This is a genomic window from Nocardioides nanhaiensis (genome assembly GCF_039542785.1).
Lineage (GTDB): Bacteria > Actinomycetota > Actinomycetes > Propionibacteriales > Nocardioidaceae > Nocardioides > Nocardioides nanhaiensis.
Map to the genome: position 1 here is coordinate 65,020 of NZ_BAABIM010000002.1, position 18,167 is coordinate 83,186.

Annotated in this window: 34 protein-coding genes; 33 read left to right on the forward strand and 1 reads right to left on the reverse strand. The window is 71.2% G+C overall.

All coding sequences use genetic code 11. The features are described 5' to 3' along the window. Positions 1 to 14 precede the first annotated feature (14 nt). From ABD948_RS08370 to ABD948_RS08505, 29 genes are all read left to right on the forward strand, one after another. Positions 15 to 338 (forward strand): HNH endonuclease, encoded by a 324-nt coding sequence (locus tag ABD948_RS08370; protein WP_345264656.1) that lies wholly within the window; start codon positions 15 to 17, stop codon positions 336 to 338. A 21-nt stretch (positions 339 to 359) separates the two neighbouring features. Further along, positions 360 to 659 (forward strand): helix-turn-helix domain-containing protein, encoded by a 300-nt coding sequence (locus ABD948_RS08375; protein WP_345264658.1) that lies wholly within the window; start codon positions 360 to 362, stop codon positions 657 to 659. 13 nt (positions 660 to 672) lie between these two features. Continuing rightward, positions 673 to 1,686 (forward strand): hypothetical protein, encoded by a 1,014-nt coding sequence (locus ABD948_RS08380; RefSeq protein ID WP_345264660.1) that lies wholly within the window; start codon positions 673 to 675, stop codon positions 1,684 to 1,686. Next, positions 1,683 to 2,336, forward strand: a complete 654-nt coding sequence (locus tag ABD948_RS08385) for a TRM11 family methyltransferase (protein WP_345264662.1) — start codon at positions 1,683 to 1,685, stop codon at positions 2,334 to 2,336. The genes ABD948_RS08380 and ABD948_RS08385 overlap by 4 nt, the downstream gene beginning before the upstream one ends. An 11-nt stretch (positions 2,337 to 2,347) precedes the next feature. Continuing rightward, entirely contained in the window at positions 2,348 to 3,169 is an 822-nt protein-coding gene (locus ABD948_RS08390; RefSeq protein ID WP_345264664.1) for a helix-turn-helix domain-containing protein, read from the forward strand. After that, positions 3,166 to 3,624, forward strand: coding sequence for a hypothetical protein (locus tag ABD948_RS08395; RefSeq protein ID WP_345264666.1), 459 nt, complete (start codon positions 3,166 to 3,168; stop codon positions 3,622 to 3,624). Before ABD948_RS08390 ends, ABD948_RS08395 begins: the two co-directional genes overlap by 4 nt. After that, complete coding sequence (locus ABD948_RS08400; RefSeq protein ID WP_345264668.1) at positions 3,621 to 4,187, forward strand: hypothetical protein; 567 nt, start codon at positions 3,621 to 3,623, stop codon at positions 4,185 to 4,187. Before ABD948_RS08395 ends, ABD948_RS08400 begins: the two co-directional genes overlap by 4 nt. A 146-nt stretch (positions 4,188 to 4,333) precedes the next feature. Further along, positions 4,334 to 4,567 carry a hypothetical protein gene (locus ABD948_RS08405; RefSeq protein ID WP_345264670.1) on the forward strand — a complete coding sequence of 78 codons (234 nt, stop codon included), beginning with the start codon at positions 4,334 to 4,336 and terminating at the stop codon, positions 4,565 to 4,567. A 14-nt stretch (positions 4,568 to 4,581) separates the two neighbouring features. Beyond that, the gene (gene ssb, locus ABD948_RS08410) at positions 4,582 to 5,076 is read left to right on the forward strand and encodes a single-stranded DNA-binding protein (RefSeq protein ID WP_345264672.1); all 495 of its coding nucleotides are present in this window, start codon (positions 4,582 to 4,584) and stop codon (positions 5,074 to 5,076) included. A 94-nt stretch (positions 5,077 to 5,170) separates the two neighbouring features. Next, on the forward strand, positions 5,171 to 5,473 hold the full coding sequence (locus tag ABD948_RS08415; RefSeq protein WP_345264674.1) for a hypothetical protein: 303 nt from the start codon (positions 5,171 to 5,173) through the stop codon (positions 5,471 to 5,473). After that, entirely contained in the window at positions 5,470 to 5,688 is a 219-nt protein-coding gene (locus ABD948_RS08420; protein ID WP_345264676.1) for a hypothetical protein, read from the forward strand. The genes ABD948_RS08415 and ABD948_RS08420 overlap by 4 nt, the downstream gene beginning before the upstream one ends. A gap of 94 nt (positions 5,689 to 5,782) precedes the next feature. After that, positions 5,783 to 6,259: a hypothetical protein gene (locus ABD948_RS08425; RefSeq protein WP_345264678.1), complete on the forward strand. Its 477-nt coding sequence runs from the start codon at positions 5,783 to 5,785 to the stop codon at positions 6,257 to 6,259. A gap of 143 nt (positions 6,260 to 6,402) precedes the next feature. Further along, positions 6,403 to 6,594: a hypothetical protein gene (locus ABD948_RS08430; RefSeq protein ID WP_345264680.1), complete on the forward strand. Its 192-nt coding sequence runs from the start codon at positions 6,403 to 6,405 to the stop codon at positions 6,592 to 6,594. Continuing rightward, positions 6,581 to 6,871 (forward strand): hypothetical protein, encoded by a 291-nt coding sequence (locus ABD948_RS08435; protein ID WP_345264682.1) that lies wholly within the window; start codon positions 6,581 to 6,583, stop codon positions 6,869 to 6,871. The genes ABD948_RS08430 and ABD948_RS08435 overlap by 14 nt, the downstream gene beginning before the upstream one ends. After that, positions 6,868 to 7,119 (forward strand): hypothetical protein, encoded by a 252-nt coding sequence (locus ABD948_RS08440; RefSeq protein ID WP_345264684.1) that lies wholly within the window; start codon positions 6,868 to 6,870, stop codon positions 7,117 to 7,119. Before ABD948_RS08435 ends, ABD948_RS08440 begins: the two co-directional genes overlap by 4 nt. Further along, the gene (locus ABD948_RS08445; protein ID WP_345264686.1) at positions 7,116 to 7,472 is read left to right on the forward strand and encodes an HNH endonuclease signature motif containing protein; all 357 of its coding nucleotides are present in this window, start codon (positions 7,116 to 7,118) and stop codon (positions 7,470 to 7,472) included. The genes ABD948_RS08440 and ABD948_RS08445 overlap by 4 nt, the downstream gene beginning before the upstream one ends. Continuing rightward, positions 7,469 to 7,801 carry a hypothetical protein gene (locus tag ABD948_RS08450; RefSeq protein ID WP_345264688.1) on the forward strand — a complete coding sequence of 111 codons (333 nt, stop codon included), beginning with the start codon at positions 7,469 to 7,471 and terminating at the stop codon, positions 7,799 to 7,801. The genes ABD948_RS08445 and ABD948_RS08450 overlap by 4 nt, the downstream gene beginning before the upstream one ends. Continuing rightward, positions 7,798 to 8,121 carry a hypothetical protein gene (locus ABD948_RS08455; RefSeq protein ID WP_345264690.1) on the forward strand — a complete coding sequence of 108 codons (324 nt, stop codon included), beginning with the start codon at positions 7,798 to 7,800 and terminating at the stop codon, positions 8,119 to 8,121. Before ABD948_RS08450 ends, ABD948_RS08455 begins: the two co-directional genes overlap by 4 nt. A 145-nt stretch (positions 8,122 to 8,266) precedes the next feature. Then, positions 8,267 to 8,956, forward strand: coding sequence for an endonuclease/exonuclease/phosphatase family protein (locus ABD948_RS08460; RefSeq protein WP_345264692.1), 690 nt, complete (start codon positions 8,267 to 8,269; stop codon positions 8,954 to 8,956). Further along, on the forward strand, positions 8,953 to 9,201 hold the full coding sequence (locus tag ABD948_RS08465) for a hypothetical protein (protein ID WP_345264694.1): 249 nt from the start codon (positions 8,953 to 8,955) through the stop codon (positions 9,199 to 9,201). Before ABD948_RS08460 ends, ABD948_RS08465 begins: the two co-directional genes overlap by 4 nt. Further along, the gene (locus tag ABD948_RS08470) at positions 9,198 to 9,602 is read left to right on the forward strand and encodes a RusA family crossover junction endodeoxyribonuclease (RefSeq protein WP_345264696.1); all 405 of its coding nucleotides are present in this window, start codon (positions 9,198 to 9,200) and stop codon (positions 9,600 to 9,602) included. The genes ABD948_RS08465 and ABD948_RS08470 overlap by 4 nt, the downstream gene beginning before the upstream one ends. Continuing rightward, positions 9,595 to 9,777, forward strand: a complete 183-nt coding sequence (locus ABD948_RS08475; protein ID WP_345264698.1) for a hypothetical protein — start codon at positions 9,595 to 9,597, stop codon at positions 9,775 to 9,777. Before ABD948_RS08470 ends, ABD948_RS08475 begins: the two co-directional genes overlap by 8 nt. Beyond that, positions 9,770 to 9,976, forward strand: coding sequence for a hypothetical protein (locus tag ABD948_RS08480; RefSeq protein WP_345264700.1), 207 nt, complete (start codon positions 9,770 to 9,772; stop codon positions 9,974 to 9,976). Before ABD948_RS08475 ends, ABD948_RS08480 begins: the two co-directional genes overlap by 8 nt. After that, entirely contained in the window at positions 9,973 to 10,332 is a 360-nt protein-coding gene (locus tag ABD948_RS08485) for a hypothetical protein (protein ID WP_345264702.1), read from the forward strand. The genes ABD948_RS08480 and ABD948_RS08485 overlap by 4 nt, the downstream gene beginning before the upstream one ends. Positions 10,333 to 10,564: 232 nt before the next feature. Continuing rightward, positions 10,565 to 10,888, forward strand: coding sequence for a hypothetical protein (locus ABD948_RS08490; RefSeq protein ID WP_345264704.1), 324 nt, complete (start codon positions 10,565 to 10,567; stop codon positions 10,886 to 10,888). Beyond that, on the forward strand, positions 10,881 to 11,432 hold the full coding sequence (locus ABD948_RS08495; RefSeq protein WP_345264706.1) for a hypothetical protein: 552 nt from the start codon (positions 10,881 to 10,883) through the stop codon (positions 11,430 to 11,432). Before ABD948_RS08490 ends, ABD948_RS08495 begins: the two co-directional genes overlap by 8 nt. A 3-nt stretch (positions 11,433 to 11,435) precedes the next feature. Beyond that, complete coding sequence (locus ABD948_RS08500) at positions 11,436 to 12,035, forward strand: hypothetical protein (protein WP_345264708.1); 600 nt, start codon at positions 11,436 to 11,438, stop codon at positions 12,033 to 12,035. Positions 12,036 to 12,180: 145 nt separating this feature from the next. Continuing rightward, positions 12,181 to 12,528, forward strand: a complete 348-nt coding sequence (locus ABD948_RS22130; protein WP_425576552.1) for an HNH endonuclease signature motif containing protein — start codon at positions 12,181 to 12,183, stop codon at positions 12,526 to 12,528. Between the two features lie 268 nt (positions 12,529 to 12,796). Continuing rightward, entirely contained in the window at positions 12,797 to 13,618 is an 822-nt protein-coding gene (locus ABD948_RS08505) for a DNA adenine methylase (protein WP_345264710.1), read from the forward strand. Here the strand turns inward: ABD948_RS08505 and ABD948_RS08510 are convergent. After that, complete coding sequence (locus ABD948_RS08510) at positions 13,596 to 14,351, reverse strand: hypothetical protein (protein WP_345264712.1); 756 nt, start codon at positions 14,349 to 14,351, stop codon at positions 13,596 to 13,598. The two genes, ABD948_RS08505 and ABD948_RS08510, sit on opposite strands and share 23 nt — an antisense overlap. Before the next feature lie 114 nt (positions 14,352 to 14,465). Here ABD948_RS08510 and ABD948_RS08515 point away from each other — a divergent pair, with 114 nt between their 5' ends. From ABD948_RS08515 to ABD948_RS08530, 4 genes are read left to right on the forward strand one after another with little or no spacing between them, the layout of a single operon-like run. Next, positions 14,466 to 14,921 (forward strand): phage terminase small subunit P27 family, encoded by a 456-nt coding sequence (locus ABD948_RS08515; protein WP_345264713.1) that lies wholly within the window; start codon positions 14,466 to 14,468, stop codon positions 14,919 to 14,921. Positions 14,922 to 14,967: 46 nt separating this feature from the next. Then, complete coding sequence (locus ABD948_RS08520; RefSeq protein WP_345264715.1) at positions 14,968 to 16,671, forward strand: terminase large subunit; 1,704 nt, start codon at positions 14,968 to 14,970, stop codon at positions 16,669 to 16,671. A 13-nt stretch (positions 16,672 to 16,684) separates the two neighbouring features. Next, positions 16,685 to 16,882 carry a hypothetical protein gene (locus tag ABD948_RS08525; protein WP_345264717.1) on the forward strand — a complete coding sequence of 66 codons (198 nt, stop codon included), beginning with the start codon at positions 16,685 to 16,687 and terminating at the stop codon, positions 16,880 to 16,882. 2 nt (positions 16,883 to 16,884) lie between these two features. After that, positions 16,885 to 18,165 (forward strand): phage portal protein, encoded by a 1,281-nt coding sequence (locus tag ABD948_RS08530; RefSeq protein WP_345264719.1) that lies wholly within the window; start codon positions 16,885 to 16,887, stop codon positions 18,163 to 18,165. The last annotated feature ends 2 nt before the right edge of the window (positions 18,166 to 18,167 follow it).

The window sequence follows — 18,167 nt, forward strand, 5'->3', positions numbered from 1 at the left end:
TGCGGCGGCCCTCGATGGACGCGGACCTGCGGACGTCGATCTTCGTCCGCGCAGGCGGCTGCTGTGACCGCTGCGGGCGCGGCATGGACCCCGACGCGTGGGAGTGCCACCACCGCAAGCTCCGGTCACGCGGTGGCGAGGACTCGTTCGCAAACCTCGTCGCCCTCTGCTCGACCTGCCACGGGTGGGCGCACGCCAACCCCGCGGAGGCGACCGACCGCGGCCTGATCGTCCCGTCATGGGCAGACCCCGGGACGGTGCCGGTGTGGCGGCACGCCCGCGCCTGGTGGCTGCCCCACGGCCCGCTGTGGCAGCGGGACGAGAGCCCGACCTACTAGCCCAACACGAAGGAGCGAAGAATGACCGACCGTACGACCCTACCCGTCCGGCGCACCGACCCGGACACCTCGCACGAGGCCGCCGCGCAGGCGGTGACGCGGCGCGAGCGCATCCGTGACGCCGTGCTCGCCACGCTGCGCGACCTCGGCCCGATGACCCACGACGACCTCGCCGCGCGCATCCCGTGGGCGTCGCCGTCGGGGGTCCGCACGCGGACGAGCGAACTCGTCACCGACGGCCTGGTGGAGGCCGTCCCCAACCACTCCGGGAAGTCCGGGATGGGCAACCGGGCACGTCTTTGGCGTGCCGCGATCGTCTAAGGAGCGTGGACGAATGACTAACAACAGCACCGACCGTTTCGCCGATGAGGGCCTGTTCGATATGACCCCGAAGGCGTCGAACCTGCTCCGCGAGCGGTACACCGAGCCGCCGTTCACCGTGCTGGACCGCAAGGGCAAGGCGTGGCAGAAGCGGGATAAGAAGTGGAAGGCGCTCGGCATCGACTCCGAGCTGGGGCGCGACGACGGCCTCACCTTCAACATGCGGATGGACTTCATGCACGACGCCAAGCACCTGGCGTCCGCGCAGGCGTCGAGCCAGACGTCGATCTTCTCCCCCACCCTCTGCGAGCTCGTCTACCGCTGGTATTCCGCGCCCGGTCACCGCGTCCTCGACCCGTTCGCCGGGGGGTCCGTCCGTGGCGTCGTGGCCGGTGCGATGGCCCGCCACTACACCGGCGTCGAACTCCGGGCCCAGCAGGTCGAAGCGAACCGCCAGCAGGCGCACATCGCCGGGGACGTGGAGCCGCGGTGGGTCGCGGGTGACAGCGCCGCGGTGATGCCCGAACTCGCCGCCGACGGCTACGAGTCGGACCTGGTGTTCTCGTGCCCGCCGTACGCGTTCCTCGAGAAGTACTCGGACGACCCCGCCGACCTGTCGAACATGCCCTACGGCGACTTCCTCGACATCTACCGCGACATCATCCGCGGCGCGGCTGCCACGTTGGCCGATGACCGCTTCGCCGCGTGGGTGGTCGGGGAGGTCCGCGAGAAGGGCGGGGACGGGTCGTGCATTGGCCTCGTGCCCGACACCATCGCGGCCTTCCGCGACGCCGGGCTTGACCTCTACAACGACCACATCCTCCTGACGCCCATCGGCACGGCGGCCGTTCGCACGCCGCGCCAGTTCGACGCCTCCCGCAAGGCGGGGCGGATTCACGAGTACCTCCTGGTGTTCGTGAAGGGCGACGCCCGGAAGGCGACCGCTGCCGCCGCCGGGGACTTCCCCGAGTCCGCGCTCGACGAGGACCTGGCCGACGCCGAGGCAGCCGAGAGGGGGACGGCATGACCGCACCTACGGCAGACATCCGCACGGGCGACGCGCTGCCCCTGCTGGCCGATCAGCGGGGCGCGTTCGCCTCGGTGTTCACATCCCTGCCCGACGCCGCCGAGATGGGCCTGGAGGGGCCCGCATGGGCCGCCTGGTTCGCGCAGGCGGCCCGGCTCACGGTGGAGGCGGTGACCCCGAAGGGGTACGCGATCTTCTACCAGACCGATCGGCGCGCCGACGGCCGGCTCCGGTCCAAGGCCGGCCTCGTGATCGAGGCGGCGCAGGCGGTCGGGGCGTCCGTGGTGTGGCACAAGATCGCCGTCGCCACCGAGGGCACGTCGCTGTTCCGCCCGGCGTTCACCCACCTGCTTGCCGTGTCGGTGCGCGGCAAGTCGGCCAAGCCGACGCCCGACGTGTTCCCCATCGGTCCGAAGGTGTACCCGAACGCCACCGACGAGGCATCCCTCGACGTCGGCCTCGGCTTCCTTGCGGGCAAGGGCGTCGGGTGGATCGCGGACCCGTTCTGTGGTCGCGGGTCGATCGCACGCGCGGCGGCCAGCCGCTACGGCATGGGGTCGCTGTCGGTCGACGTCGACCCCGGGCAGGTAGACGCCGCCCGCGCGCTGCTGGCCCCGCACGCGACGGTTACGGACGGGGGCCGCCCATGAGCGTTGAGTCAATGGCACACGTCCTGCGGCACTCGCGCGCCAAGGGCACGGCCAAGGTCGTGCTCATCGGGATCGCCAACCACGACGGCGACGGCGGTGCGTGGCCGTCGGTGGCGACGCTGGCCCGCTACGCCAACGTCGACCCCCGGGGCGTCCAGCGGGCCATCAGCAGCCTCGTGGACCTCGGCGAGGTCGTGGTCCACCGGCAGGACGGCGGCACCCGCAAGACCCGCGACGACCGGCGGCCGAACCGCTACACGATCACCGTCCCGCGCCGCGACGAGGGCGGCGGCACGGGGGCCGGGAACGGGGCGACGCCTGTGTCACCCCGCGATCCGGACGGGGTGACATCCGTGACGCCACGGGGTGACACCTGTGACGCGCACGGGGTGGCGGAGGCGTCACCCGAACCGTCCTTGAACCATCCGGAACCGTCCAAAGACACTCCACCGCGTCCCGCGGCGGTGGCGGTCGACGCGGCAGCCGAGGCGTTCGACGCGTTCTGGGCGGCCTACCCGCGCAAGACGGACAAGGCCAAGGCGCGCAAGGCGTTCGCCAAGGCGGTCACGCGTGCCGACGCGTGGGGCACCATCGTCCGCGCCGCTCGTCGCATGGCCGAGGACCCGAACCTGCCCCCGGCGCAGTACATCCCGCACCCGACCACCTGGCTCAACGGCGAGCGGTGGGAGGACGCGCCCTACCCGCCGCGCGACGGTGGCCCGAAGCGGTCGACCACGGATGACCGGGTGGCCGCGGGCATGGAGCTCGCTCAGCGTCTCGCCGAGCGGGAGCAGACCGGCCACGGCCTCCGCGCGATCGGGGGCGGCGCATGAACGTCTCCGAGGCCGCCGCCGCCCTGTCGGTGTGCTCGTCCTTCGACCGGCGCACGGTCGGGGAGGCGGACGCGCAGGCATGGGCCGCCGCCCTGCCCGACGTCCGCTTCGAGGACGCCCGTGACGCCATCGTGGCCCACTACCGCGAGACGCGGGAGTGGATCATGCCCGCCGACGTCCTGCGCCGCGTGCGCCTCGTGCGCCGCGAGCGGCTGGTGGGCATCGCCGCCCCCACGCCGCCCGCGGCCCTGGCCGACGACCCGCGGGCCGAGCAGCGGTGGGCGCGTGTGGCGCGGAACGCCATCGCCAGCGGCGCGACCGAGCAGGAGGCGGCGGCCACCGCCTGCCGGGCCGTCGGCATCGACGTGCCCACCGCGGGCCCGGCCGTGGGTCCGCCTTCGGGGGCGCGCGCCGCCCTCGCCCGCGTCATGGACAGCACGAAGGAGGACGAATGACGGACCAGCAGCACGCCCGCACCATCGGGGCATGGATCGCCCGGGGCGCGGCCACCATGCGCGAGCTAGCGGTGCAGCACGCGGCCCTGGCCGCCCATGTGACACCCGGCGGGGGCGGTGGGGACGGGACCGGCCGCTCGGCCACCACCGTCCACCAGGCGGCCCCGGTGCGGTTGGAGGTCGTGGACCTCCGCGCCGCCATCGCCGCGGACGCCCGCCGCTACGCCGGCCTCGCCCGCGGCACCCTGCGCGGCGGGGTGGACACGGTGAACACCACCGCTGGACGCCTCGGGGAGATCGCGGCGGCCCTGCCCGACCTCCACGCCACCGACCCCAACCTCGCGGCGGAGGTCATCGAGCGGATGTGGGACCACCACCGCGACGCCTCCCGCGTCGTGGAGCCGCCCCGCGGCCTGCGCCCGTTCCGCATCGAGGAAACGTGCCCGGAGTGCGGGATCGCGGCCCTGTGGGTCGACCCGAAGGGGTGGCGGATCGGGTGCGGGATGCCCTCGTGCCGCCGCGTGTGGGGCGTCCACGAGCCCGTCCTGGCTGGACGCCGCTAGCGGGTAGGGCACGTCACCACATTGGCTACTGGTGAACCCTCAACAATCTCGTGTTAGCCTCGTGTCTACGAACGTTGGACGGTACGCACCACCCGAGGTATACCCCCGAGTAACACCTGATGCCACGAAACGGAGCGAATGAACAGATGACCTTGCTGGACCCGGCAGCCGAGTGGAGCACCCCCCGCGACGGAACGGCCCACGGCCGCCCGCGCACGATCGAGTTCGAGGATGGCGTCATCACCGTGACGCCGCTGTGGTCCGACGTCGAGGGGGTGACCTTCGACCTCAACCTCCCCGACGCCCCCCTCAACGTCAACACCACCGCCCGCCTCATCGACCTCATGAGCAGGCTTCTCATGCTCAGCCCGGTCATGTAACGCCAAGGAGACATATGCACAGCACCATCGTCGGCAACCTCACCGCCGACCCCGAGCTGCGTTTCACCCCGAACGGGAAGGCGGTCGCAAACCTCACCGTCGCCCACACCCCCCGGACCTTCAACCGGCAGTCGAACGAGTGGGACGACGGGACGACCCTGTTCCTCAAGCTCGTCGTGTGGGGCACCCCGGCCGAGCACGTGGCCGAGTCGCTCATGAAGGGCCAGCAGGTGATCGCCACCGGCCGCGTCGGACAGTCGAACTGGGAGAGCCGGGAGGGCGAGAAGCGGTCGACGTTCGAGATGACCGTCGACACCATCGGCCCGGCCCTCACGTTCGGCACCGCCCGCTTCGAGCGCAGTACGAACCGCGGCGGCGGGGGCAACCAGCAGCGGCCCCCGCAGCAGCAGGGCAACCAGCAGCAGGCGGGCGGATGGGGCGGACAGCAGCCGCCGGGCGACCCGTGGGGCCCGCCCCCGCCGGGACGCACCGACGACCCGCCCTTCTAGGTCCACCGCACACCACCACCCCCGACCCGGGGGCTTTCTTTGCCCCCGGTCGTCTAATGAACGTGGGCGACCGTCCACGAGATAGGAGGCGGGCATGACCCGCAACCGGCAGAGCAACCCGAACGTCCCCGACGCGATCACCGCGCCGGACCCGACCCCGGACCCGGCGCTCGTCGCCGACGCCGACACGGCCGACCCGACCGCCACCGGCACCCTCCACGCCGACGGCGAGGCGGTGGACATCCCGGCGGGCACGCCGGTCGTGGCCGACGGCGGACGGGTCGGCAAGGTGCTCTCGTCCGACCCGATCACCGGCCAGGTCCAGATCGGCTTCGAGGGCGCGGGCCGTGGCTGGTTCGCCGCGCATGTCGTGACGCGCTACGAGGCCGGCGAGTGACCCAGGCGCACCACACCGGGCGGGGGGTCGTCGAGCCCCCCGCCCGGGCCGTCCTGGTCGACACCAACGCCGCCGCCGCCGCGGTGGGTCGTCGCCCGGTAACGATCCGCCAGTGGGCGAACCGCGGGCACATCCGGCGCGTCGGTCACGACCACCTCGGCCGGGTCACCTACGACCTCGATGAGGTCATGAGGACGGCTCAGAAGTTCGTCTAACGAAAAGCGCGTTTCGTCTTGTGCGCGTGGACGGTGGCACCTAAGTTCTTCAGTGTCAGCAAGCAGGAACACCGTCCAACGAAGGAGCACCACCATGAGCGCCAAGTTCACCCTCACCCTGGCCGACGACACCACCAAGACCTACAGCCGCAAGATCGACGCGGTGCGGGCGGGCGACAAGTCGGGGCAGGCGTACCGCGTCGACAACCCGAAGGGCGAGATGGTCACCGGGTCGCTCGGCCCGGCCGACGCCCCGGCCCCGGCCCCGGCCCCCACGAAGGGCAGCCTGCCGACGTTCGAGAAGCTCGTGGGCGGCATCATGGGCCCGGCCAAGTCCAAGCCCACCAAGGCAAAGGTCGACAGCAAGGCCATCGCCAAGGAGGTCGACGCGGCGAAGTCGACGCGCAAGGGCGGGGACCGCACGTGGACCGTGAGCGGCCCGGACGCCACCCACAAGTGCGCGGGGGCGTGCGGCGAGGTCAAGGGCCTCAAGGCGTTCCCCACCACGAAGAAGAACGGGCAGCGCGGCGTCGAGTGCCGGACCTGCCGGGACGCACGCACCAAGAAGTGACACCGCGAGGGGTCGCCCGGTTCATCCGGGCGGCCCCTTGTTCGTCCCACGTCGTCTAACGTACGTGGACGTCCGCCTAGTAAGAGCACGGTTAGCCGTGTACGGTCACAGCCGTCAGCGAGCCACCAACCGAAGGAGCGAACATGAAGCAGACGATCACCCGGGCGTGCCTCAGGAGCGACCGCCGTCGGGGCATGACGCTGGAGGACGTCGCGCAGGCCGTCCAGTCCGCGGTCACCAACGACCTGCCGCCCAACGCCGCCGTCAGCGCCCGCGTGGGGTGGCGCGGGCAGGTCCAGGCCATCACGATCACCGCGGGCCGTGACGATGCCTGAGCGGCCGCTCACGGACGCGGAGGTCCGCCTCGTGGTCATGCGGTGGGCCGACCGGGAGCGCCGGATCGCCCGTGCGTCCCTGCGCCGCCACGTGAACGCCGTCCGCCGCGAGCTGGGGATGCCCAGCGTGGAGCACGAGGCCATCCGTGCCGCCGGGGCCGCCGTGTCGGCCGCCGTGGGACGCATCCACCACACCTTCGGCACGTTCCGCGCCGCGTGGGCTGCCGGGTACGCGGTGGCCGAGCAGCGGCACTTCACCACGGCGGACGACGCATGAGCCGCGTGGAGGTCGTGGCAGGTGACCCCGGGGTAGAGCCCGGCGTCCTCGTCTACAACCTGCGCCACCGCGCCGCCGCCGGCCTTCCGCCAGCCCACGTCGTCCAGGCCGAGGCCGTGTACGCCGTGCGCCTGTTCGCCGCCGGGACACCCGCCGACGTCGCACCCGCCGCGGTCGTCATCGACTTCACCGACCCCGCCGGGCCCGTGACCCACGTGACCGGCTTCGGCCCACAGGGGGACGCGTGACTACCGTCCGGTCCCCGCGCGCCGAGGCGGCCCGCAACGAACGCGGATCGGCCGAGGACCGCCGCCGCCGCCGTGCGTGGCTCGTCGCCACCTACCGCGCCGACGTGGACGTCATGCCCGTCTGGGGTGACGGCTACGTCCGTGTCGCCCGCGGGACCGGCGAGCCCGCCTGCCGCTGCTTCCGGTGCGGCGACCTGCTCACCGTCGCCACGGTCACCGTCGACCGCATCGTCCCCGGCTGCCAGGGCGGCACTTACCGCCGGACCAACATCCGCCCCGCCTGCTCGAAGTGCAACACCGACCTTGGCCAGCCGCACGCGCTAGCCGCCCGCATGAAGAAAGGACGCAAGTGACCACCACCAAGACCGAGATCGAGGTCATGCCGATAGGCGACGCCGCCTGGGTCGTCGGCGGCACCACCGACCCCTCCGCGGCCCGTGACGCGATCGTGGACTACCTGCTCCTCACCGGGGCCGCCCCCAACGCCGGGGCCGCCCGCACCGACCTCGCCCACGTTGTCACCATCGCCCGCGAGGACTGGTTCTGGCGGCTGCACGACAGCGGCGGCGAGGTGCTGTGCGTGGAGTCCACGGGGAAGCCGTGGGGCACCGCGTCCCGTTCCGACCGCAAGGGCCTCATGCCCGAGCGGTCCGACGCGTTCCGGGGGGTGTACGTCGCATGAGCCGCCACCAGCTCGACGCCGACGGCATGTGTGTGTTCTCCGACCTGCCCCCGGACTCGTGCGCCGCCCCGCGCTGCCGCCCCGACCTCCGCACCCCCGTGGAGGACGAGGCTGCCGCCAACCAGGCGCTCCTGCCCTCGCAGGTGAAGCGGCGCACGATCGCCCGGCACGTCTCGATCGTCGCGTGCGGACACCACGCCCTCCCCAGCACCCAGATCGCGCTGGGCCCCGACGGATGGATCTGTGCCGAGTGCGACCCGGGCGCGCCCGCGGAGCCGTACGAGCCGCCGTACGTCGAGCCCGTGGGGGAACGCCTGTGAACCTCGACCACATCGGCGCGGCCGTGCTCATCACCGCCGCCGTCGCCCTGTTCATCTGGGGGCTCTACCGCGAGGTCACCGGGCCCACACGCACGCCCACACCGTCCAGCGGCCGTGGACGCTCACTAGACGAAGGAGGCCGCGCATGAGCGCGCCCACGTTCACCATCGCCACCGTCAACGCCAAGCGCCACTGGCGCGACCCCGCCGGGCGCATGGTCCAGATCCTCGACCACCTGCTCGCCGTCGGCGTCCAGGTGTTCACGGTCAACGAGGCCAACCGGGCGCAGGTCCGCGCGCTACGCAAGGACCCGCGCGTCTCGATCGCCCGCGCCACCCCCAACAACCGCTTCCCCCGCCGCAACGATTACGTCTGCAACGTCGTCGTCTGGGTCAAGGCCGACTTCCGCCGTGCCGGGGTGCCGCGCCAGATGGTGACCACCTGGCGCTACCCGCTGCACGCCCCGATGGTCCGCCTCGCCCACCGCGAGAGCGGGACGATCTACAAGCACCTGGGGCCCCACAACCCCACCCGCACCGCGGCAGCCGTGTCGGCACGGCGCACCGCCGAGCGTCGGACGATGGAGCACCGGCAGCGGCGCTGGCTGCGCCGCCAGAACGTCCCGGCAGCCGTGGCCGGTGACCTCAACAACGGCGACCCGTGGCCCAAGGCGCGCCGCAAGGGCCTGGTCACCCGGGCGGCCCGGAACGGCCCGGACACCATTCACGTCAACCCCGAGCACCTGACGCGGGTGGGCGGCGGCGTCATCCGCCTCAAGGCCCTCCGCCTCTCCGACCACAACGCGGTCTTTGCCCGCGTGCGGGTCGTCGCATGACCGCCCCGCAGGCGTGGACGGTCCTCGACCGCCACGACGCCATCCTCCGCGTAGCCGACAGCCTGGCCTCCCGCACCCGCATGGACGTAGAGCAGGCGGCGACCCTGCTGCGCGCACAGTCGGGCATCGACGCCACCGTGAGCGCCGACGCGCTACGCGAGGCCGCCGACGACATCCCCGACGCGTGGGCCGCCGGATGGCTGCGCGAGCGGGCGGCAGCGGTGCAGGAGGCCGATCGCCCGTGACCGACGCCGAGCCGCCCCTGGTCCTCGTCCACACCATCTGGCTCCCGCTGCCGTGGACGTCCCTCCCGCTGTCGCTCAACGACCGCGGCGGGTGGCAGGGGCGGCACGGCCCGATCCGCACCACCCTTAACGAAGCGCGCGCCGCCATCCGGGCCCACGACCTGCCGCGCGTCGTCGGGGCCGAGGTCGTGCTCCACCTGTGGCCCACCGACCGCCGTCGCCGCGACGCCGACAACATGGGCGCAACCCTCAAGGTGTGCCAGGACGCCCTGGTCGCCGAGGACGTGCTGCCCGACGACAGCTGGGTCCACGTCCCGTTCTCGGGCCACCGCATCCACGCCCCCACCAAGACCCCGCCCCACGGCGCGCGCTTCGTGCTGGAGGTGCGTCCGTGTGACTAAGCCCGTCATCGCCTTCACCCACGAGGGCTGGGTGCCCGGCATGGGCCCCGACGAGCGCGGGTGGGTGGCCGAGTGCCGCGGGTGCGGGTGGCTCGTGTGGAAGCAGCACAGGGGCGACACCGACGCCCGCGCGAAGGACCACAAGTGCAAGGGAGGGAAGAAAAAGGATGAGTGACGACGCCACCGACCTGCTCGCCGCGGTGACTGCCGAGCGGTACGCCGCGGACGGCTGGTGGACCCGCCGGGCGCAGGAGCCGGCGGTCGACCCGGACAACGACCTCGCCACCGCGCGACGTCGCCGCGACCTGCTCGCCGCCGTGTCCACACCCCGACTTCCCAAGCCCCACACGTCTCCCGCAAGCTCGACGGCATGACCGCACGACGCCGCCCCACGTTGCGCCGCCGCCTCATGTTCGCCGTGGCCGCCAACGTCCTCACGATGACGCCCGTGGTGTGCGTGCTGGCGCTGCCCGCCTTCCTCGAGGAGCGCGACCGGGAGGCGTACGAGGCGCGGGCGGTGGAGTACGGCACCGACAAGGCGCTCAACCAGCCGACGTGGAGCACCGCTCTCGCCGACGCGTGGCCCCGGTGCGACGCCCGGCCCCGGACCATCGGGCAGGACGTCCTGGCCGTCACCAACGACGGCGAGACGCGCCGGATGTCTGCCGACCGGGCCGACGCCATCCGCGACGGCGGCGGGTCGGTGTGGGTCGTCGGCTACTGCCGCTGACACGCTGAAACGCAACGACTCGACACGCGCCGAATCTTGCGTAACACTCGGACGCAGCGGGATACGTGCGCCCTCATCGCTCCGGGGCCGCAACGGGAACCGCCACCACAGCCGCACCACAACCCCCGGCCGGGGCCCACACCCACGGCCGGGGGTTGTTGCGTATGCGGCCCCCGGGGGTGCGACGGCCTCCTTCCCCGTCGCACCCCCGGCGAGACGTAAGGAGGTCGTCATGGACCGCGATGACCTGGTGATACCGGAGGGCACGACGTGGGCCCGCGGCTGGCGCGTCACCTACAACGGCGCACCCATCGGCCCCGAATGGACCACGCGGGCACAGATCCGCGCGAGGGCCGGTGGAGCCGATGTGCTGCACACCTTCGCCGCCGATGTGGTCGACGGGTGCGCGGTCATCGCCGCCGACCCGGACGAGACGCTCGGGTGGACGTGGGACCTCGCCCGCTATGACGTGACCGTGACGTCCCCCGATGGGGTCGTGATCCGCGTGGCCGAGGGTCGCGCCGTCTACCGCCGGGGGGTGACACGCGATGAGTGACTTCGACGCCGTTGACCTGAGCGGCCGTGGGGTGACCGACGTGACGCCCGTGGTCGCCGGTCCCCGTGGTCGGGCCGGACGCGATGGCCGCGACGGACGGGACGGCGGGGTCCAGCACCGGACCGCCTACCCCGCCCACCCCGGCGCGAATGTGGAGCCCGGGTGGCACATCGGCCTCGACCTCGACTACGACACCACCGACCCCGACCAGCCCGAGCCGTGGATGGTCCGCGTACGGACCGCCCTCGGCGCGCTCGTCAAGACGTTCTGGCTCAACGAGTCCGGGCTGCCCCGGGCATGGGCGGTCCGCAAGGACGAGCCCGCCCTCAAGGTCCACGCCTACGCCGACAACGCCGACGGCCCGGTGTTCGAGGTCCGGGGCCCGTGGAACCGCGGCGCGATCCGCCGCCTCGGCATCAACTCCCGGGGCCAGCTGCTACTCGGCCCCCGGCAGGTGCCCGCGGGTGCCGTGGTGTCCCTGCCCGTGGGCACGGACGTCCCCGCCGACCTGCCGCCCGGGACCGTCATCGCGTGGACGGAGTGACCCGTGGACAACCTGCTCGCTGATCCCTCGTTCGAGGCCGGCGACCGTGGCGCGTGGGGATCGACCCAGGCGGACCTCGACTGGATCGAGGGCGACGCCCACACCGGCACCACCCACCTCCGCGTGCGGTCCACCGGGGCAGGCAACCGCAACGTCCAGGCGCTGCCCCCGGTGCCGTGTCTGCCCGGTGCGGTCGTGTCTGCCGGTGGGTGGGCGCGATGGGTGGCCGGGACGCCCCGCCCCATGACGGTCATGTGCCAGTTCCTCAACGCCAGCGGCGGGCAGGTCGGCAACGTCATCGGGCAGCCGGTCACCCCGGCCCCGGGCGGATGGTCCCCGTTCGTGTCCCTCGCTGCCGTCGCCCCCACGGGTACGGCAGCCGTGCGGTACCAGGCGCGAATCAACAGCGCGGCGGCCGGTGACACCGTGGACCTCGACACGATGGCCCTCGCGTTCGGCGACACCGTGGACCCGGACCCCGATCCCCCGGCCCGCACGCTCTACGAGCTGTGGACGGGCACCCGCCTCCTACCCGTCGTCGCGTGGCACGTGGTCCTCCCCGGTGGTGGGACCGCCCCCCTCCGGATGCCCGCCCCCCGGTAGGTACCGCCCCCCCCGACCCCGGTCCCCCTCCCCCCACCCCCCTGCCTGCCCGGCCCGCCGTGGATTCACTCGCCCATGTGGGCCACGACAACCGACCGCCACGTGAGCGGGCCGGGCACACCACACCCACGGGACGGGGGACGCCATGCCGACCGCACCACCTAGCCGCTGCCTCGTCACCGGCTGCACCGATTGGGCCGTGGCACGTGGACGCTGCGCGGAGCACTACACGCCGTGGGAACAGCGATCGGCGCGCAACACCAACACCGATCGACGTAGGGCCCGGGCGTTCCGTAGTGCCGTCCTCCGTAGGGACGGGGTATGCCGTGCGTGCGGACAACGCGACGCAGTCGAAGCGGACCATGTGCGCCCCGTTGCCGATGGGGGGGCCCGCTACGACCCCGCGAACGGGCAGGGGTTGTGCGCCCCCTGCCACGACAGCAAGACGCGGAGCGAGAACGCCGCTAGGAACCGTCAACGCGCACGGGGGTAGACACACCCACCCCCCACGCCGTACGGCCGCCAGCGTCGCCCCTAGACGTCCCCCCGGGCCGTGTGGCCGGGCATCCCCGACCCGGGGGGACACACCAACACGGGAAGGGGAGTCGCGATCACGACCCCCAACCCCACGAGGCCCCGGCGCGGTAGACGCGTACGTGGTGGATCAACTCCCCCAGGGAGGGGGTCTACAAGCAATGGACACCGCACGACGCGCCGCGGACGGGTTACCGAGCCGGCCAAACATGGGCGATGATGGCGGCATGACCGCCGAGCCCACGCCCCCCGACATCGGAGTCGTTGCTAGGCGGAGTGCGGCCCTCCGTTATCCGGGGTCGAAGTGGTCAATGGCCGTCGACATCGTTGCGAACTTTGGTCCCCACTACCATTACGTCGAGCCATATTTCGGTTCCGGAGCCGTTTTCTTCACTAAGCCCGTATCGCCGCACGAGATAATCAACGACGCCAGCCACGTCGTCGTGAACTTCTTCCGAGTTTTGCGCGACCATACTGATGATCTTCTTTGGTCGCTAGAAACCACGCCGTGGTCGCGGGAGGAGTACACGAACTCGGACATCGTCACTGGCGATGCTCTCGAGGACGCCCGGCGGTTCGTTGTTCGCGTGTGGCAAGCACACGCGAGCGACCTCGCAAAGAAAACAGGTTGGAAGACCCGCGGCAGTCGGCAGCGCGCTCGCGGAATGTCGGTTCGGTGGCAGCGCGTTCCAGAGGATCTTCTTGAACTAGCAATGCGGTTACGCGACGCGGAAATAGAGAATCGTCCGGCGGTTGACGTAATGCGGCGATATGCCGCCCCGGATTGCCTAATCTACGCCGATCCCCCCTACCTGCCGTCGACGCGAACGCAGAAAATGTACGGCCAGGAGATGACGATTGACGACCACATCGACATGCTGGAAACGCTCGTGAAACATCCCGGGCCGGCCGTTTTGAGCGGCTACGACAACGACCTGTACAACGACTATCTCTCCGAGTGGGACCAAGTCGTCATTAAGCCCCCGAAGGTCGAGAAGGCTGCCGTCCGACTTGAGAAGCTGTGGATTAGGCGAGAGGCGCGTCCGTAGGAACCGCGCTCGGCCACAGGTCCGGAAAGTACTCAGCCGCGCGTGCCCTCAGTGACATTATCGGGGGCACTTCCAGCTCGAACTCTGGCGTGATCCATTCTGCCCATCGCAGCAGCGGGTAATACTTCATCTGTCCGCCTGAGTTTGGGTAGACCTGCCACAGCCGATGTCGGCGGTCGCCGTCCATGCAATACCCGTTCAGGGAGGCCCCCTCGGCTAGCCACTCCACCTCGCCGCGGGGGTTGGCGAATCGCAGGTTCAGGGCGAAGCAAGCAAGACGCCACTTCTGCCAACGGCGGTCGTGCGTAAGCACGGCGTACTTGCTGCCCGCGACGTCCACTTCGTCCGCGCTTGCGCGGTGCCATGACTCCACGAGCTCGATGAGCGCCGGTCCAGCAAGAGTTGGCTCCGTCGACCAATGGATCTGCAACTTCAACAGGTGCGCGCGGAAGGCCGCTGCCGAGTTCGATAGTTCCATGAAGCTAGACAAATGCTTCGCGGGCGGCGCGCTGACCATCTTGCATGAGATCCCGATGGGCAGCGGATCGTCGGGGACGATCACATCGAAGACGCCCTTGTTCTCCGGCGCGCTGCCGTCGAGGGCAGCAGCGAGCGAGCGCTCGAAGTCACGGTAATCGGGCATGTTGGCGTTGATCGACGCCAAGTGCTGACCACTGCCGTCGCGGAAAGTGCTCAGCATGAGGCGCAGCGCGAGCAACTCGTCGGGGTTCATCTCGCGATCCCGGAACGCAAGGCTCACGTCTGCGCACCCCACCCTCTCGCATGCATAGACCCGGGCCGTCCCCCGAGTCGAGACAAGCACCATAACTTGGAAGGCGGGTGACTCATGGCAAACCCCAACCCCGAGCCGGCCCCGCTGAAGTTGCTCAAAGGCCGCGGCGAGGGCCGGGACAGCGGCGGGCGTCCGGTGAAGCCCGACCCCGGCTTCCGGCGCGTGGCACCCGAGCCCCCGTTCTGGCTTGAGGGCGAGGCCCTCGACGAGTGGCAGCGGGTGGTCCCCGAACTCGCCCGCCTCGACATCCTCAAGGAAGGCGACGCCGCCACGCTCGCCACCTACTGCGAGATGTGGCAGACGTTCGTGGAGGCCACCGCGACCCTCAAGCGCGAGGGCATGTTCATCGACGCCCGGCAGGGCACGCTCGCTCACCCCGCCGTGGCGATCCAGCGGAACGCGGCCCGCGAGGTCCGTGGCATCGCTGCCCACTTCGGCCTGACCCCCTCCGCGGAGCAGGCGCTCGCGAGGGGAGCGGCGGATGACGACGAGGGAAACCCCTTCGACTGAGGCGAACCCGCGCTCGGGTGACCCGCGCAAGCGGGCAGCGGCGAAGGTGCTCGACCCGATCCGCGACCTCAAGCTGTCCCCTGAGGTGCACGCCTACCTCGTGGATCGCGGCATCCCGCTCCCCGACTGCCCGCCCGCGGTCAAGACCCCGGAGCCGCGCGACGTCGCCGGGGCCGCCTTCGACTTCGAGCGCGTCGACAAGGTGCTCGCCGCGTTCAAGGCCCTCACGCACGTCTCGGGCCGGTGGGCGGGCAAGCCGCTGAACCCCGACCCGTGGCAGGTCGCGTACATCATCGCCCCCACTTTCGGCTGGGTCCGCTGGGACGACGAGGCCGAGGGGTACGTGCGGATCATCCGCGACCTCTACGTTGACGTCCCCCGCAAGAACGGCAAGTCAACGATCTCGTCGGGGATCGCGCTCTACATGGCCTGCGCCGATGGCGAGCAGGGTGCCCAGGTGGTCACAGCGGCCACCGGCAAGGAACAGGCGAAGTTCGTGTTCTCGCCGATCAAGACCCTCGCCGAGAAGGCACCGGCCCTCAAGGGCCGGGTGAAGGCGTACGCGGAGAAGGTCATCCACCTCCGCTCGGCGTCGACCATCATCCCCGTCTCGTCGGTGGCCGACGCACAGCACGGCGCGAACATCCACTGCTCCATCGTGGACGAGCTGCACGTCCACAAGACCCCCGACCTCGTGGAGACGATCGAGACGGGCCGCGGGTCGCGCACCCAGCCGTTGTCGGTCATCATCACCACCGCCGACTCGGGCAAGCCGGGCACCATCTACGACCGCAAGCGCCGCTACATCGACCGCCTCGCCGCGGGCACGATCCGCGACGAGCACACGTACGGCGTGGTGTGGGCGGCAGACAAGAACGATCCGCCCTTCGCCGTCTCCACCATGCGGAAGGCCAACCCGGGGTACGGCATCAGTCCCTCGGCGGCCTACCTCAAGGCCGAGGCGAAGAAGGCTGCCAATGACCCCGCCGCCCTCGCCGCGTTCCAGCGGCTCCACCTGGGACTACGGACCAAGCAGACGGCGCGCTACATCGACCTTGCCACCTGGCGCGCCAACGCGGGCGACCCGATCAACGAGGCGGACCTGGCGGGCCGCATGGCCTACGGCGGCCTCGACCTCGCATCGACGTCGGACCTCACCGCCCTGTGTTGGCTCCTGCCCCGCGATGACGACGGCTTCGACGCCCTCTGGCGGATGTGGGTGCCCGAGGACGCGCTAGCCGACCTCAACACCCGCACCGCGGGCGAGGCGATGGTGTGGCTAGGCCGCGGATGGCTCCGCACCACCCCGGGCAACGTCACGGACTACGCCTACGTCCGGCAGTCCATGAACGAGGACGCCGACCTGTTCGACGTGCAGAGCGTGGCGTTCGACCGCTGGAACGCCTCGCAACTAACCATCGACCTCACCGACGACGGCTTCCAGATGGTCAAGCTCGGGCAGGGCTTCGCCTCGATGTCCGCGCCCCTCAAGGAGTGCAAGCGGCTCCTGATGACCGGGCAGAAGTCGGGGGTGCCGATGGTCCGCCACGGCGGCAACGACGTCATGACCTGGATGACCGACAACCTCGCCGTCGCTACCGACGCCGCGGGGAACGTGAAGCCGGACAAGGCGAACGCCGCCGACAAGATCGACGGGTGGAGTGCCTTCGTGAACGCGATGAGCGAGGCGATGGCCGGGACCGCCCCGAAGAAGTCCGCATACGAGGACACCGGCCTCCGGGTCGTGTGATGGGAGGACCGAAATGAAGCACATGAGGCGTTACATCGCCCGCACGGTGCTCGTCACGTCGACCGGCGGGACGTTCAAGGGCACGCTCGACGCCGCTGACGCGGACGGCGTGACCCTCGGGCACGTGACCGGCTACGGGGCCAACGCCGGACCACTCGACGGCCAGGTGGTCATCCCGACCGCCGCGATTCAGTGGGCGCAGGTGGTCTGACGATGGGATACGGAATCCGCGACGGCGACGTCATCGCCCTCGACAACGAGAAGGCCGGCGCGCTCACGATGTCCGTGCCCCTCATGGACTACCAGGCCGGCGGCGACCCCGCCGACCTGTGGGCCACCCAGCCCGCGATCCGCACCGTGACGGGCGAGATTGCCCGCGAGGTCGGGTCCATCCCGATCCACCACTACCGCCGGACATCGGACACCGACCGCGAGCGCCTAGCCGCCTCCCCGGTCGCCGCGATGCTTCGGGCCCCGGCCCCCGGCTACGGCGGCGCGCGCTGGTTCGAGCAGGTGCTGCTCGACCTCGCTATCCACGACCGCTGGGCCGCCCTGGTCGACTACGACGCCGCCGCCGGCCGCCTCCACCTGCTCCGGCTGCCCGCGCACCGTGTGGCCGTCGCTGTGTCCGGTGGCCGCCGTGTGGGCGTGTGGTGGCACCCCTACGACGCCGAGCCCGTGGTCATCCCCCTCGATCGCGTGGTGTTCGACATCGCCCCCTCGGCCATGCCGTACAACGACACCGGCCTCGACCGCGGCAACTCCCGCCTCCGCACCCTCTCCGACCTCGCCGCCGAGCTGGACGTCGTGGGCGACTGGCGGCGGCAGGTCGTGAAGAACGGCGGGCGCATCCCCGCCGTCATCGAGCGGCCGGTGGACGCGCCGAAGTGGGACGACACCGCCTTCCAGCGGTTCAAGTCCGGAATCGACTCCTACAAGCTCGGCGGCGGCAACGAGGGCGGATTCCCGATCCTGGAGGACGGGATGAAGCTCCGGGCCGCCGACGTGTTCAAGCCGTCGGAGTTCGACACGGCCGCGATCCGCAACCTCACCCTCATCGAGGCGTGCCTGCTGTACCACTACCCGCCTGAGTTGCTGGGGGCCCGGGAGGGCACCTACAGCAACATCGACGCCTTCCGCGAGATGAAGTACGGCGACGTCCTCGGGTCGTGGATCGTCAACCTCGAACAGGCGCTCAACGTCGGCCTGCTCGGTGCCGGTGTCCTGCGCGCAGACGAGTACATCGAGCTCAACGTGGACGCCCGCCTGCGCGGATCGTTCGACGCCGAGGCGAAGTCGCTCGCGCAGGCGACCGGCCGCCCCTGGATGACCACCGCGGAGGCACGGGCACGGAAGAACCTGCCCTACGTCGCGGGCACGGACGAGCTGGTCACGCCGCTCAATGTGCTCGTCGGCGACGTCGCCAACCCGCACGACACCGCGCCCGACGAGGCCGACCGGGACGACGACCCAAAAGCGGACGGGGCGGGCTGAAG